Origin of the sequence: Salinimicrobium sp. TH3 (genome assembly GCF_026676115.1) — a bacterium.
GTDB lineage: Bacteria > Bacteroidota > Bacteroidia > Flavobacteriales > Flavobacteriaceae > Salinimicrobium.
The window spans coordinates 380566-394441 of sequence record NZ_JAPONB010000002.1; the positions used below are offsets into that span (position 1 = coordinate 380566).

The 13876-nt window shown below is 42.6% G+C and carries 8 protein-coding genes; all 8 read right to left on the reverse strand.

The features are described from left to right. Positions 1–81: 81 nt before the first annotated feature. The gene (locus tag OU683_RS04995; protein ID WP_268135863.1) at positions 82–1515 is read right to left on the reverse strand and encodes a glycosyltransferase family 2 protein; all 1434 of its coding nucleotides are present in this window, start codon (positions 1513–1515) and stop codon (positions 82–84) included. A 1-nt stretch (position 1516) separates the two neighbouring features. After that, positions 1517–2347 (reverse strand): hypothetical protein, encoded by an 831-nt coding sequence (locus OU683_RS05000; RefSeq protein ID WP_268135865.1) that lies wholly within the window; start codon positions 2345–2347, stop codon positions 1517–1519. A 7-nt stretch (positions 2348–2354) separates the two neighbouring features. Beyond that, complete coding sequence (locus tag OU683_RS05005) at positions 2355–2720, reverse strand: response regulator transcription factor (protein WP_268135867.1); 366 nt, start codon at positions 2718–2720, stop codon at positions 2355–2357. A 10-nt stretch (positions 2721–2730) separates the two neighbouring features. Beyond that, complete coding sequence (locus OU683_RS05010) at positions 2731–5160, reverse strand: ATP-binding protein (protein ID WP_268135869.1); 2430 nt, start codon at positions 5158–5160, stop codon at positions 2731–2733. A gap of 164 nt (positions 5161–5324) precedes the next feature. Next, the gene (locus OU683_RS05015; protein WP_268135871.1) at positions 5325–7739 is read right to left on the reverse strand and encodes an outer membrane beta-barrel protein; all 2415 of its coding nucleotides are present in this window, start codon (positions 7737–7739) and stop codon (positions 5325–5327) included. Positions 7740–7913: 174 nt separating this feature from the next. Continuing rightward, a complete protein-coding gene (locus OU683_RS05020) occupies positions 7914–10865 on the reverse strand; it encodes a serine hydrolase domain-containing protein (RefSeq protein WP_268135873.1) in 2952 nt (983 codons plus the stop codon). A 13-nt stretch (positions 10866–10878) separates the two neighbouring features. Continuing rightward, on the reverse strand, positions 10879–12105 hold the full coding sequence (locus OU683_RS05025) for a C40 family peptidase (protein WP_268135875.1): 1227 nt from the start codon (positions 12103–12105) through the stop codon (positions 10879–10881). A 60-nt stretch (positions 12106–12165) separates the two neighbouring features. After that, positions 12166–13818 (reverse strand): glycoside hydrolase family 10-like protein, encoded by a 1653-nt coding sequence (locus OU683_RS05030; protein WP_268135877.1) that lies wholly within the window; start codon positions 13816–13818, stop codon positions 12166–12168. Positions 13819–13876 lie beyond the last annotated feature (58 nt).

Below are 13876 nucleotides of genomic sequence, written 5' to 3' on the forward strand. Positions count from 1 at the left end.
AAAAATATTAAGTGCTTTTTTATCATTTTGGGGGGCATTATTCTAAGACTATGAAGTAAAGGTTAATGTGTTTGTTAAAAATTACCCTGGAGGTTTTTCAAATCCTTTACGGGTCATTTCACCCCAACCTTTATTCCCTGTGATTTTTTCCCAGTTTCCTTTTAGAGCAGCATAAACTGTAAAAGGATGAAAGAGGATGGGTTCAAGAATGGCAACAAAAGTTAGTTTTAAAAGGTCTTCAAGCCGTTGGTATTTTTTGAAGGTTACTTCTTCTGTGTAAAGCGCGATCATAGAAAACATGACTGCAAAGGAATACACAAAGAAAAGGAAGAGAAAAAAATATTTCCAGCTAATGAATCCGAGGATAACCAGCAGGAAGGTTATTAATAGTCCCAACAACTCAACAATAGGAGCGAAATATTCGAAAAAGAGCCAGTATGGATAACTTAGCATTCCAAGGGTTTTATATTTGGGATTAAAGAGCATTTTGCGATGGGTGAAAAGAGTTTCTATAGTACCCCTCATCCACCTGCTACGTTGCTTTCTAAGGATAGAATACGACTCAGGAGCCTCGGTCCAGCAAAGCGGGTCGGGGATGTACTGCACTGCATATGGCTCTTTCTGCTCAATCATGTACCGGCGCATGCGCACTATCAATTCCATGTCTTCCCCCACAGTATTGGTATCATAACCCCCGCAGCGCAGTGCTATTTCCTTGTCAAACATTCCAAAAGCCCCGCTAATGATGAGCAGTCCGTCCAACTTACTCCAGGCCATCCTCCCCAAAATGAAAGCACGTAGGTACTCAATCACCTGTATTCTAGCCAGGAAATTTTGTGGGGCTCTAACCTCTACCAGTTTGCCCGACCTTATGATACAGGAATTTGCGATACGCACTACTCCGCCTGTCGCAATGATCCTTTTTCCAGATGCTTCCAGGTATGGCTTCGCCAGTTTTAGAAGCACATCCTTATCCATGATACAATCCACATCTATACACACCAGGTATGGATTTTCGGTCACATTCATTCCGGCGTTGAGGGCATCGGCCTTTCCCCCATTCATTTTATCCACCACTATAAGTTTGGAAAAAGCTTTATTAGAAGATCTGTAGATCCCTCGTACATCTTTGGTAGAAATCTTTTGTTTGTAAACTGTTTCTGATTTTACAAGCTCAAAAGCCGCTGTGAGAATTTCAATAGAATCATCTTTACTCCCATCGTTCACCACTATGACGTCAAAATTGTTGTAATTGATCGCAAGGAGTGACCTAACATTTTCTACTATGGTCTTGCCTTCGTTGTACGCTGGTGCAATTAAAGAAACCCTTGGGGCACTATCCAGGGCAAGAAGGGCCTTATAGTTAACAAACCGATTTTGCCTTAGGTAGGCTTTTAATGAGAATCCTGAGATCACTGCCAGGATCACATAAGATGTCATCACGAATACTGCAAACACCAGGATAAGGTAATTGAATAGGAAAATTAGGGTATCTATAAAAGCAATTCCTGTCATATTATATTACGAATTCTGTATTTTTAAGAACCTGGGCGATCTCCCGTTTTAATTTCTTATTTTTTGTTTCCTGGTAAAACAGGGAGAGAGCATCGTAGTATTCTGCTTTTTTGTAATAGTTAATGAGTCGTACTGCCAACAGAACAATAGTCGTATTTTTACTTTCAAGCATCACGTCAAGATTGGCGGGTGCAGGAATTCTGTGTTTCTTTACTGTATAAAGAATATTACTTTGAATCCAGTCATTAAGTTGTAATTCACTCTTTTTAAACTTCATGATCTCCTCTATCCCGCCCATTTTTATCAATGCAAGTAATACCTCGGTTTTCACCAGCTCATGAGGATGAATTATATGTGATGCAATGCGGCTATAAGAAGCTCCATGATTAAGGGTGGAAAGATCCCGTACTCCTTCTACTATATGCGGCCAGCTATTAGATTCCAGTTTTGCAATGGAGTAGTTGACAAGGCCGCTTGCATCGAAAAAATGTTCCAACCTTTTGCTGTAATTTCCGCTATAGTTGTCATGCAGGGCAATAAGGGCTTTTATGGCTACCCTTTGGAAAAGAGACTGCTCTTTTACTTCAACAAAATCTGGATACTTTAAAACCTCTTCTAAACTCTGCTCCTCAAAAAGGTATTTAAAAAGTATGTTCTCTATTAATGCCTGATACTTTTTCTTTCTACGTTCCTCTTCCAGTCTTTTTATACTTTTCACAAGAGTTGTGATAAAGAAGATCACAGCCGTAGTAAAAACCGCGATGGCTACCCATAAAACAAATTCTTCCATTGCCGGAAAAAAGGAAGTTTCAATTAGCGGATCACTCCTCAAGACCCAACTAATTTTCCATTAATTTGTTGATCCTTTTAAGCAGTACAGGAGGACTAAAGGGTTTGGTTACAAATTCATCTGCTCCCAGATCAAAGACCTCAAGCTCTGTAGCTTCCACTCCCGATGATGTGAGGACAATTACCGGAATCTCTCTTCCCGGAAGGGCTTTTACAGCCTGAAGCACCTGTCGCCCCCCCGCAAAAGGGAGATTGAGATCTGTAATTACAAGGTCTATGTTATTTTCGGGAGTTTCAGTATAGGCTATAGCATCGCTTCCATTGTCAAAAGCCTTTACCTTGAACCGGTTTGATTGAAGATAAAAAACAAGTGATTTTTGCAGCATTTCATCATCTTCCACGAGTAGGATATTCATTCTTGGGGGTTTAATTCTTCAAAATAGTAAAAATTTCGCTCAATTGTTTTTCAAGAGCCTGTAAATGTTTTTTAGTTTCGACAGGATCTGAGACTTCTTCCAGCTGTTGCAACACATCGAGATCTGCACCAATAATGCCAAAGGAACTCTTTAAATGGTGTGCCTCGGAATTAATTTTTCTCAATTCCTGTTGCTCAAAATAAAGCTGCATTTGCTGCATGGACTTTTCTGAATTCTCTAAAAAGAGGTTGATCATTTCCTGCTGAAATTCCATATTTCCGTCGGACATTTCTTCAAGGTGTTTAAGGGAAACTGCGGCCTTATAACCATTGAACCGCCTCACAGAAAGTTTTTCCTGCCTGTACTTATTGATCCAGCGGTAGATCATCTCAAAAAGTTCTTCTCTTTTAAACGGCTTAGAGAGATAATCGTTCATTCCCTCCTGCAGGCACTTTTCTCTTTCAATGTTGAGGAAATTTGCTGTAAGAGCCACAACCGGTACAGGAGAATGGAATTCATGCCTTATTATTCGGGTAGTTTCTCTACCATCCTGCTGTGGCATTTGAAGATCCATTAAAACCAGGTCATATTCATTTTTCCTGAAAAGCTCAATACCGGCCACGCCATTACCAGCAATATCAACGGTGAACTTTTTCTCTTTTAAAATTGCTTCTATCAACCTTTGGTTTAATTCGTTGTCTTCGCAGAGCAAAATCCTTCCGGTTGTAAATATTACTTTCTCCTCTTCTAAAGCAGGCTCTTGATCTTCGGGCTTTGTTCCCGCAGGATAGGGGATTGAAAAAGTGAATTTTGTTCCTTCTCCTATCTTACTTTCTACCTCCATTGTTCCATTTTGCCGCTCTACCAGCTGTCTCGATATATTTAATCCCAGACCTGTACCTCCAAAGGTTCTGGAAATACTTTCATCTGCCTGGGAAAATCTTTGAAAGATCTTTTCGAGTTTATCCTCTTCGATCCCTATCCCCGTATCTGTCACAGTGAATTTTATCAAATGTTGCTCGGCCTGCACCTCCACGAATTCTATCCCCAGCTCCACTTTTCCCTTGTGGGTAAATTTTAAAGCATTTCCAAGAAGATTAAGTAAAATCTGAGAAAGACGGTTGCTGTCTCCCAAAAGATACTCTGGCACATCGGAAGAGATAGAATAAGTAAGTTTAAGCTGCTTTTGCTTGGCATTTAAATGCAGGATTGAAAACACATTTTCCACCACCTGCTTAAGTCTAAAGTTTGCCGCGTGCATTTGAATAATACCGGCTTCGATCTTTGACAGGTCCAGAATGTCGTTGATGATAAACATCAAATTATCCCCGGCAGTTTTAACCGATTTTAGGTAGCTTATCTTTTGGTGATCTCTTTCCTGCTCCAGTAAAAGTTCTGTAAATCCAAGCACGGCATGTATGGGAGTCCTTATTTCATGACTCACATTTGCAATAAAACTGTCCTTTTGATGGTTCAGGGATTCGGCAGCTTCTTTTGCTACCTGCATGGCTTTTTCGGCCGCTATTTCCAGGGTAATATCCTGGGAGATTTGAAGTACCTTATCTATCTTTCCGTCGGGAGACCTTACGGGATTGTAGGTGGCCTGCATCCAAACCTCGTCTCCGTTCTTTCTGATCCTTTTAAACCTTCCGGCTTTGAAGTACCCATTTTCCAGCGCCTGCCAGAATTTTACATTTTTAGCTTTATCCTTAGGATCAACAAAGTCGGAATGATGCATTTTCACAAGCTCTTCCTCGCTATAACCTATAAAACTTCTGAAGATGGTATTGGTGGAAAGTACATGACCTTCCGGAGAGAATTCCACTACGCTGTTAGATCTCTTTATGGAGTCAAGTAAATGCTGATATTCATTCTCCTTCAGAAAAAGCTTTTCTTCAGCTTCTTTTATTTTGTTATTAAGAATTAGTTCGAGTTCTTCAGAAAGTCTTCGATTCCTCTTTCTTGCTTCCAGAAGGGCCATTACCTGTTTTGATAATAGCTTTAAGGATTTCTTTTGAGAACTGGAAAGCTGTCGGGGCTTCGTATCGGCCACACACAAGGTACCAATATTGTATCCATTGGGCGCCTGCAGGGAAATACCTGCATAAAACCTTATTCCATTCTCTGTATTAACATGCGGATTGTCCTTTACCCGCTCATCATGGAGCGCATCTGTGATCTCCAGGATCTCATTCTGCAGGAGGGTGTACTGGCAAATGGTCTCATTCTTTGGAAGGTCGGAGAATTCCATTCCTACTTTGGCCTTATACCATTGGCGGTTTTCGTCAAGCATGGAGATAATAGCCACCGGCACCTCGCAAATAGCGGAAATTAAATGCACAAGGTCGTCGAATTCCTGTTCGGGTTTAGAGTCGAGAATTCCATAGGACAAAAGGGTTTGGATTCTTTCGATCTCCTGGGAAGGGGTAAAATTATTCACGGGCCAAATGTATAATTTTAAAAAACTCTGTAAAGGACCGCGTAGTTAAAGTGTATGAGAAAAGTTAAAAAAACCAGGAATGTTGTACTTCAATTTTGGTGTTCAAACATCTTTGAACACCAATCACTGAACATTAAATTGTCTACTCCTCACTGCTTACTTAACTACAACCTGTCCCTCTCCGCTGCCTCAATAGCTCTCTGGTTATCGCTTAGCCTGAAGTTTCCAAAGTTGTATTTAAATCCTACACGAACGTAACGGGTTTCGGGCCGTGGGAAGTAGCCGTTATCCTGATTGAGATACAGTGACCTTAACCAGGTATTGGTTTCGTCCAGAAGGTCTTCCACATTGACACTCACCTCTGCACGATTATTCCACAAGGTTTTTCGCAGGCCAAGGGAAAGTGTGGTCATGGGATCCATTATATAAGATCCGGTAAGAAATTGGGAGATGTAAGTAAGACTCAGTTCCCCTGTAAAAGTGCCGTCCTTAGAGATTATAAAGTTATTGTAAAGACTTCCGTAGAAACCATCTAATTCAATAGTAACAGGAACATCCCCACTTTCAATGGCAGCAAAAGTTCGTTCTTCATTAAAAATGGACACGTAGGCATAGGTATACCACCAGTTCGCAATAGAACGTCCATGGGTAATATCGAGCCCATAAGATTGGCTGTCGAGCAGGTTTACACTAACCCTTCGAATGAGGCCCAGCTCATTGTCCTGAAAACTGAGGGTCTCGGGAGTTTCCCCACTATCCCTGTAATAAAGATCGAAGAAATACTCATTTTTGAGGGCGTAGCTCAGGGTGAAATTATTACTGATAGAAGCTTTTAGATCTGGGTTACCCGAATTAAAATCGAATTCTGTGAGGTAGTACCTAAAAGGATTCAGGCTTTCGTACCGCGGCCGCTGAATTCTTCGGCTATAGTCAAAAGTAAGACTATGGTTGTCGTTGAAATTGTGTTGCAGGTAAAAAGTAGGAAACAATTCAAAATATTCCCGGCTGTCTATTTGTTCCATAGATCTTGAATCTCCCGTACGGTCTGTTAATTCCCCTCTTAATCCTCCTTTAATGCTCCACTGTTCCCAGTCTTTTGCGAGGGAGAAGTAGGCTGCATAGATATTCTCATCGTAAAGGAAATTGTCTGATTGGTTCTCCTCTAAATAATACTCTCCGGTTTCGGGAACCATTCTAAAGTAATTTATTCCGCTTTCAGACCCAATTATGGATGCTTTAACTCCACTTTCAAAGCTGGTACTTCCAATAGGAGTAAGATAATCCAGCTGGGCTGTAAAAATATTTGTCTCTTGCTGCGCTTTTGTGATAAAGGCATAATTATAAATGGCATCGTCAAAATCTACTATAGAAGTATTTATGCCCTGATCCCTGTCCTGGTCGAATCCTGTATAATGCGCTTTTGCCGTGATCTGAGCTCCCGGTTTATCCAGTAGGTGTTTATATTCAAGATCAAAGGCTGCATTAGAAACATCTTCCTCCAGGTCACCCTGGGTGATAAGATTCCCCACTTCACTGCTCGTATCAAATACCCTGGTGAATACATCATTGTCAAAGGTTTTGTTTGGGGAATATGTAAGGCTGGAAGAGAAATTAAGGATGTTGTTATCGTCGAAGTAATAATCCAGCAATACATTGGCACTATGTGCTTTTGAGCGGGTAGTACGTTCAAAATCTGTTTCCCACCGACTAAAAACCTCTCCGCTATCATTCCTAAAATTTATATAGCTCTCGTCCTCCTTGAATTCCTTCCGGGGAGAATAGGTGTAATTTCCGAAGACATTCAACTTATCCGTTTTGTAGTAGTGGCTGGTCCCCACCTGGAATTTTGGGTAAACTGCCTGCGTCCAGGCCCCATTAATATTTCCTTTATAACCCGGTGCAATACTTTTTGAGGTGACAATATTAAGTATAGCTCCCCCTTCGGCATCGTAGCGGGCCGGAGGTGTTGTAATCACCTCAACAGATTTAATGTTTTCTGCGGAATAATTCTCAAGAAGTATTTGTAATTCTGAAGCCGTAAGCTGCACCTTTCTATCGTTGATATAAACCTGTACGCCCTGATTCCTCACCATTAAAGAATTTCCTGAAAGGATGACTCCCGGCGTCTTCTTTAAAATGTCCCATGAGTTCCCTGTTGAGAGCGTGGTATTTTCAACGCTAAAAACAAGCCTGTCAACTTCCCTTTTTACTGAAGGATTTCTGTAATTTATGGAAACTTCATTAAGAGTCGCTGTATCTTCCTTTAAGAAAAGATCGCTCATTTTTTGATTTTTTGATACCTCGATCTTTCGAAGCAGATCTTGAAAACCTACAAAACTTATTTTGAGCAGGTAATCATTTTCCTCAATATTGCTTAATAGAAATTCCCCGTTTTCTGAAGAGACAGCTCCCTTGTACACGCTGGTAGAATCCTCGGCATTGAGGAGAATAACATTGGCAAAGGCTACCGGCTGGCGGGCAGGATCCAATACCCGGCCCTCAACCGAATGTTGTGAAAAACCTGAAAAAGAACAAAAAAATAAGAACATTAACTGGGGGAGGCGGTATATTTTAATCATGCAGGTTAGTTGGTTAGCGCTTGATAAGATTAAGAAAATCAAACAAATATAGTATTTCTCCTACAAGAACAAAAGATTTTAACCTCTGCTGCTGCACAAGCTGTAAAAAAAATAACCTTTTACCAGCAGTCTGGAATTTGAGAGTTCACCGGCAAGAAAAAATCTCTGTTTCCATCAATCTTTAGAAGATTTAAGAGCATCATAAAGTACCTGCTGCACCTGCGTGCGGGTATTAAGCTTTGAAAGACGATTATTGTCACGGGTAGGATAGACCCTGTTGGAAAGAAAAATATAGAGGAGGTTGTATTGAGGATCCATCCAGACCAGCGTACCTGTAAAGCCGGCGTGGCCGAAACTTTCTTTTGAAGCATCTCTGGCCGTATTGTTACTAACTCCTTTGTATTCCAGGTTAGGCTTATCAAAACCCAGGGCCCGGCGGTTGTCATTTTCCGGAAATTGAGTGCGGGTAAATTCAGCCAGCGTCTCTTCCTCTAAATATCTACGGCCACCGTATTCACCACCATTGAGGAACATTTGCAGCAGCTTGGCCAGGTCATTGGCATTGGAAAAAAGACCTGCATGGCCCGAGATCCCTCCAAGCAATATTGCACCTTCGTCGTGCACATTACCATGGATCAATTTATTCCTGAAAAAAAAATCATTTTCTGTAGGCACGATATCGGCATTAGAAAATGATTCTGCAGGATTGAACGTAAGACTGGTAGCACCCAAAGGATCATAGAATTCCTCCTGTAAATATTTATCGAAGCGTTCTCCTGTTATGTTCTGCACGATCCAGGGGGCGAGAATAAAAAAGAAATCAGAATACACATATTCCTTCTCATCCCTTAGGGGCGATTTTCTTATCGCCTTCCTCACTTTTTTATGGTAATTGTGGTGCAGGTACATATTCTCTGCGATCTTCATAGGATATCGGGCTGAGGAATCTTTCTTTACAGTCCACCATTTAAAACTGCCGTTTTTTCGGTACATTTTCTTCCAAAATGGAATCCACGGCTGGAAACCTGCCTGGTGCGCCAGGATATCGCGATACGGAATGTCTTTTTTATTCGATCTTCTAAAGTCCTTTAAATGGTCGGCTAAAGTCTGGTCCAGCCGAAATTTTCCCTCTTCATAAAGCTGCATTATCGCCGGCATGGTTGCGGCAATTTTCGTAACCGAAGCCAGGTCAAATAGATCTGTTTTCTCCACAGCTATCGTGTCGTGATAAACATGTTCGCCGTAAGCCCTGTAAAAGATCACTTTTTGATCTTTCGCTACCAGCACCTGGCCTCCCGGGGTAGCTTTCATCTCCATCGCCTGCTGCATGAGGGAATCAATGCCTTTTTCCAGAACTTCGGAATTCATTCCCACAGCTTCGGGCATAGAATAGCTAAGGCGTATTCTATCATGAAGGTCTAACCCTGTCCCTGCTTTGAATTTAGTGCCAATACTCACAGGAAGTTTTCCCGTAGCGCCAATCCCTCCAAAAATGACTTCTGCAGCCTTCTTTTGGGTCATTTCAGAATCCTGGTATGTCAACAGCAGCGCCGGTGCATTCTCAATGTTCTTCAGCTTGTCGATTACATACGGATTTTTAAAAAAGCTTATCACCGTATTCTCATTTCCTGAAAGTTCGGCTATGAACTCAACTACCGAATCTGAAAATTTCATGGTATTCCGCGGAAATTTGCTGTCATCGTGGATTCCCACGATCACCAGGTTATACTCCTGAAGTTCTTTCCTTAATTCCTCAATATCTGAAGCATCTGCATTCATCGAAAGCTGATAATCTTCCACTTCTGTATAAAGCCGCAGTGACTTTTGAAATTCTGTTCTCTTTTTAGCCCCTATAGAAACCGAAGCGATCTTAAGCAGGTCCAGTTCCTTTAAAGGCATGATACTTTTGTCATTTTTGAGTACCGTGAGCGAAGCTTCGACCAGCTGTTCATGCAGGTACTTTGCGGCCGGGGAATTCAGTTTTTTCTCCAGCCCTTTCTTTTTTACCGGCTCATATTCATGAAGTCCCACCCACTGCTTTACGGCAAGTACTTTTCGTACTTTCTCGTCTATTTCGGCTTCAGAGATCAAGCCGAGTTCCACTGCTTTTTTAACTTCCTCAATAGTTTTGGGAACATCTTCGGTAAATTCCAGCAGGTCATTCCCGGCGAGAATGGCATCTTTATCCACCACTCCGGGAAGATTACCCTTGGTTACGCCCTTCATATTCATGGCATCGGTCACGATAAGCCCCTCGAAATTCAGCCTCTCTTTGAGAAGCTCGGTAATGATAGGGCGTGACAGCGTAGAAGGCAAACCCGAAGCATCAAGCGCCGGAATATTCAAATGAGCCACCATCACCCCGCCTACTCCGGCTTCAATCAATCTTCGGAAAGGATACAGTTCTAAAGAATCCAGCCTCGCCAACGGATGGTTGATCTGTGGAAGGGCATAATGTGAATCTGTGTCTGTGTCGCCATGGCCGGGAAAATGTTTGGCTGTTGTGAATAACTTGTGGTCCTGCATGCCTTTCATATAGGCAATGGATTTTGTGGACACGTTTATTTTATCCTCTCCAAAACTCCTGAAGTTGATCACAGGATTGGCCGGATTATTATTCACATCCACCACAGGGGCAAAATTTACGTGCAATCCGCTAAGTCTTATCTGCCGCGCCATTTCCTTCCCCATTTCATAAAGCAGCTGGTTATCCTGGATGGCACCCAAAGCCATCTGGAAAGGATAGCTAATGGTGTTGTCAAGTCTCATCCCAAGGCCCCACTCGGCATCAATGGCCCCTATTAACGGCACTTTTGACACCTCCTGGTAATCATTCATCAATTCCACCTGGCTTTCGGCATCACCCTGGAAGAAGATGAGTCCGCCAATCTTTTGCTCTTCGATGAGCTTTAGGATCTCCTTTTTGTGTTTTTCCCCTCGATTGGAATAAGCCGCCACCATGATCAACTGCCCTATCTTCTCTTCAAGGCTAAGCCCGGTCATAATTGAATCTACCCATTCGCTGTTACGGTATTGTAGGAATTCAGGGGATACTTTTTGTCCCGAAACCTGGAACACAGCAAGGAATAGCAGGGTCAAAAAAGGCAAAAAACCAATCTTTTTCATGGGGTAGTAATAATTATCCTTTTGACGGGGATGCAGTAAAAAGCTCGCTTTGTTTTAAAAGCAACAGGTTGGGATCCTCCTCTTCTCCTAACAACCTTTTGGTGCGCAGGTAGCGGTTAAGATTAAATTCATCGAAGTTGGTGGCAGTAGAATCTACGCTGCTCACATGAACCCGGCCGGAAGAATGAATGAACTCATTGTTCCCAATCCACATTCCCACATGCACCACTTTTTCTTTGGTAGTATCGGTAGCGGGTGTGCCAAAGAAAAGGAGATCTCCCGGCTGCAGATTTTCAAATTTCTTTTTGTCATCAACTAACGCTCCGGTTTGCACCTGTTGAGAAGCATCCCGCGGGATAATCATTCCGTTCATAAAGAACACAGTTTTCGTATAACCGCTGCAGTCAACTCCCTTTGCCGAGGTTCCACCCCACAGGTATGGAAGACCCATCAATTTCTTTGAAGTTTCCACTAAATTCTCTTCGGAAGCTTCGAGGTGATTAAGCCAATCTGAATAATTTTCAGCTTCAGAAGTTTTGATGAAGCCCGTACGGGCATCGGGATATTCTACTTCAAAAAAGCCATTTTTGACACCTTTTAGCTCGAAAATATTTCCTGCCACCGCATCGGAGACCGTTCCTGAATTTTCTGAAGCTTGTTCATATACCTGCCCAAAAGGCTCTGTGAAGATCACTTTTTCGGAAGCCTTCCAGTTCTTCAGTTCTTCATCTGACAATAATGTAACGCCGCCGTGATCAACCCACGCAAGATATTTATCGGGGGTTTGTACCAGGTACCACTCCCCTTCTTTTTTCAAAACCTTTAGCGGAGTTCCCAGGGTAGCCTGAGTCGCCAGTTCTGCCGAATGTTTAGGATTGGACCTAATATTTGCCACCGAGATCCTTACCAGCGCATTGGTCTTCCCTTCAAGATCTTTTGCAGGATAAACCTGAATGCTGTCCACATACTCGATACGTGCAGAATCAAGTTTCTCCTTTAGTCTTGCAAGGGCTTCAGGGTTTGTTGTCTCCCCGCGAAGCACAAATTTCCCTTCGTACTCCTCCCCTGTCACGTCAAATCTTGCTACCCGCCTGTCCGGCACATATTCTCCCTGCACTTCCTTTATATAAACATCTGTAGGATTTTCTTCCGCAGTAATTGGCTCCTGTTTGGCCTCATTACAGGAAACAAGAAAAGTTGCCAGGGAAAAAGCAAAAATATATCGGTTCAAAAATGTCATTTTTAAGGCTTTATTTTATTGATATTCCACAATTTGGAAAATACTCATTTTCAGTAAAAGTTAGGGCAAAGTAGTTATAACTTTCTTCTCTACAAACTCGCTTTGGTTCCCAGTCCTGTCTACAGCCGTCACTCCCACTTTAGAAAGCTGATGCCCGTTAACCGACTTTGGCAATAGTAAAGACCTCTCATTTTTGTTGAGGATCTTGTAATCCCACTTTCCGTTAAACATATAGTGCACCACCCATTTAAATACTTTCTTTTCTGAAGGATGTTCCCAGTCTACAGTTACCTGGTTTCCGTTAGTGACTATGGCAACTTTTGGTATCGCAGGCGGTTCATCATTCATCCATGGGGAAGCAGGAACCAGGGCTTTTTTCCTGTATGCGTTGTCAAGAATGCCGGCAGAAAGGTTAGGGTATTTCAAAAGCGGACCTATGCTCCAGTGAATACTGCCTTTACTTTCGGGCAGCATTCCGCGGGTGATCATGATCTGGCTTACGGTTTCGATAAGATTTGGATCATCACCACCAAAATCAATGTTTATTCCCGGCCATAAATGCCTGTTGTGGTGGTTTTCATTTTCCCACCAGCCCAATAACACCGGGAAGCTCTGCCCCGTCTGACTTATTTTCCAGTAAAGTTGCGGGGAATAATAGTCTACCCAGCCTTCGTTAAGCCACAGCCGTGCATCGGCGTAGAGTTCGCTATACTGGTCCATTCCCGTTATAGTACGTGGATGCCCGGGACGATAGATTCCAAAAGGACTTATTCCAAATTTCACTTCCGGCTTTTCAGCTTTAATTGCCTTGTAGATCCTTTCTACAAAGTTGTTCACGTTCTCCCTGCGCCAGTCAGGTTTGGAGAGTTTTCCGCCGTTGGTTTGATATGCAGCATAATTTGCAGCATCCGGAAAATCTTCTCCTTTGTTGTAAGAAGCATACGGGTAGAAATAATCATCAAAATGTATCCCGTCGATATCATAACGCTTCACGATATCCATAACCACTTTGGAAGTATGATCCTGTGTTGCTTTTTTTGCAGGATCCATCCACCACATCCCGTTCTTAAGTTCGACCATGAAAGAGGGATATTTTTTTACTGCGGAAGCTTCGGTCACTTTCCCGCCGGTGGAATGATGGGCACGGTAAGGATTGAGCCATACGTGAAATTCCAGTCCGCGTTCATGGGCAGCATCCAGCCAGAATTGTAAGGGATCGTAATACGGCTCCGGTGCCTGCCCCTGCACTCCGCTAAGGAAAAAAGACCAGGGCTCCAGTTCACTTTCATAAAGCGCATCGGCCTGCGGCCTGGCCTGAAATATAACCGCGTTATAGTTATGGTCCTTCAAAAAGTCGAGAAGGGCTATGGCTTCTTTTTGTTGTTCGGCTGTAGAAAGACCCGATTTGCTTGGCCAGTTAATATTGGCAACAGTCGCAATCCATGCCGCACGGAATTCCCGCATCACAAAAGGGGAGTTGCGAAAGGCTTTTTCTTTGGGAGCTTCCTTAACAGCATCAGGCGTGACCGGGAGTTCTTCGACAATCTCTTCGCGAGTGACCACGGGTATTTCTTCGGCCGTTTCGGCTGATTTTTTCACAACATTTTCCGATGCAGGTTTTTTCCCGCGAACCACAGGCTTGGAGGTGGAGCATCCACTTAATCCAAGGGTAAAGGCTAAGAGGCCGGTAATGAAAAACTTTTTCTTCAGCATAGATCTTTTTAAACAGGTTAAGTTATTTCAAGTTATATAACCTTTAAACCGGTAAAAT

Bases quoted from the DNA above. Each gene is read 5' to 3' on its own strand.
- OU683_RS04995 (WP_268135863.1), bottom strand. From the start codon at position 1,515: ATGACAGGAATTGCTTTTATAGATACCCTAATTTTCCTATTCAATTAC.
- OU683_RS05005 (WP_268135867.1), bottom strand. From the start codon at position 2,720: ATGAATATCCTACTCGTGGAAGATGATGAAATGCTGCAAAAATCACTT.
- OU683_RS05015 (WP_268135871.1), bottom strand. From the start codon at position 7,739: ATGATTAAAATATACCGCCTCCCCCAGTTAATGTTCTTATTTTTTTGT.
- OU683_RS05020 (WP_268135873.1), bottom strand. From the start codon at position 10,865: ATGAAAAAGATTGGTTTTTTGCCTTTTTTGACCCTGCTATTCCTTGCT.
- OU683_RS05025 (WP_268135875.1), bottom strand. From the start codon at position 12,105: ATGACATTTTTGAACCGATATATTTTTGCTTTTTCCCTGGCAACTTTT.
- OU683_RS05030 (WP_268135877.1), bottom strand. From the start codon at position 13,818: ATGCTGAAGAAAAAGTTTTTCATTACCGGCCTCTTAGCCTTTACCCTT.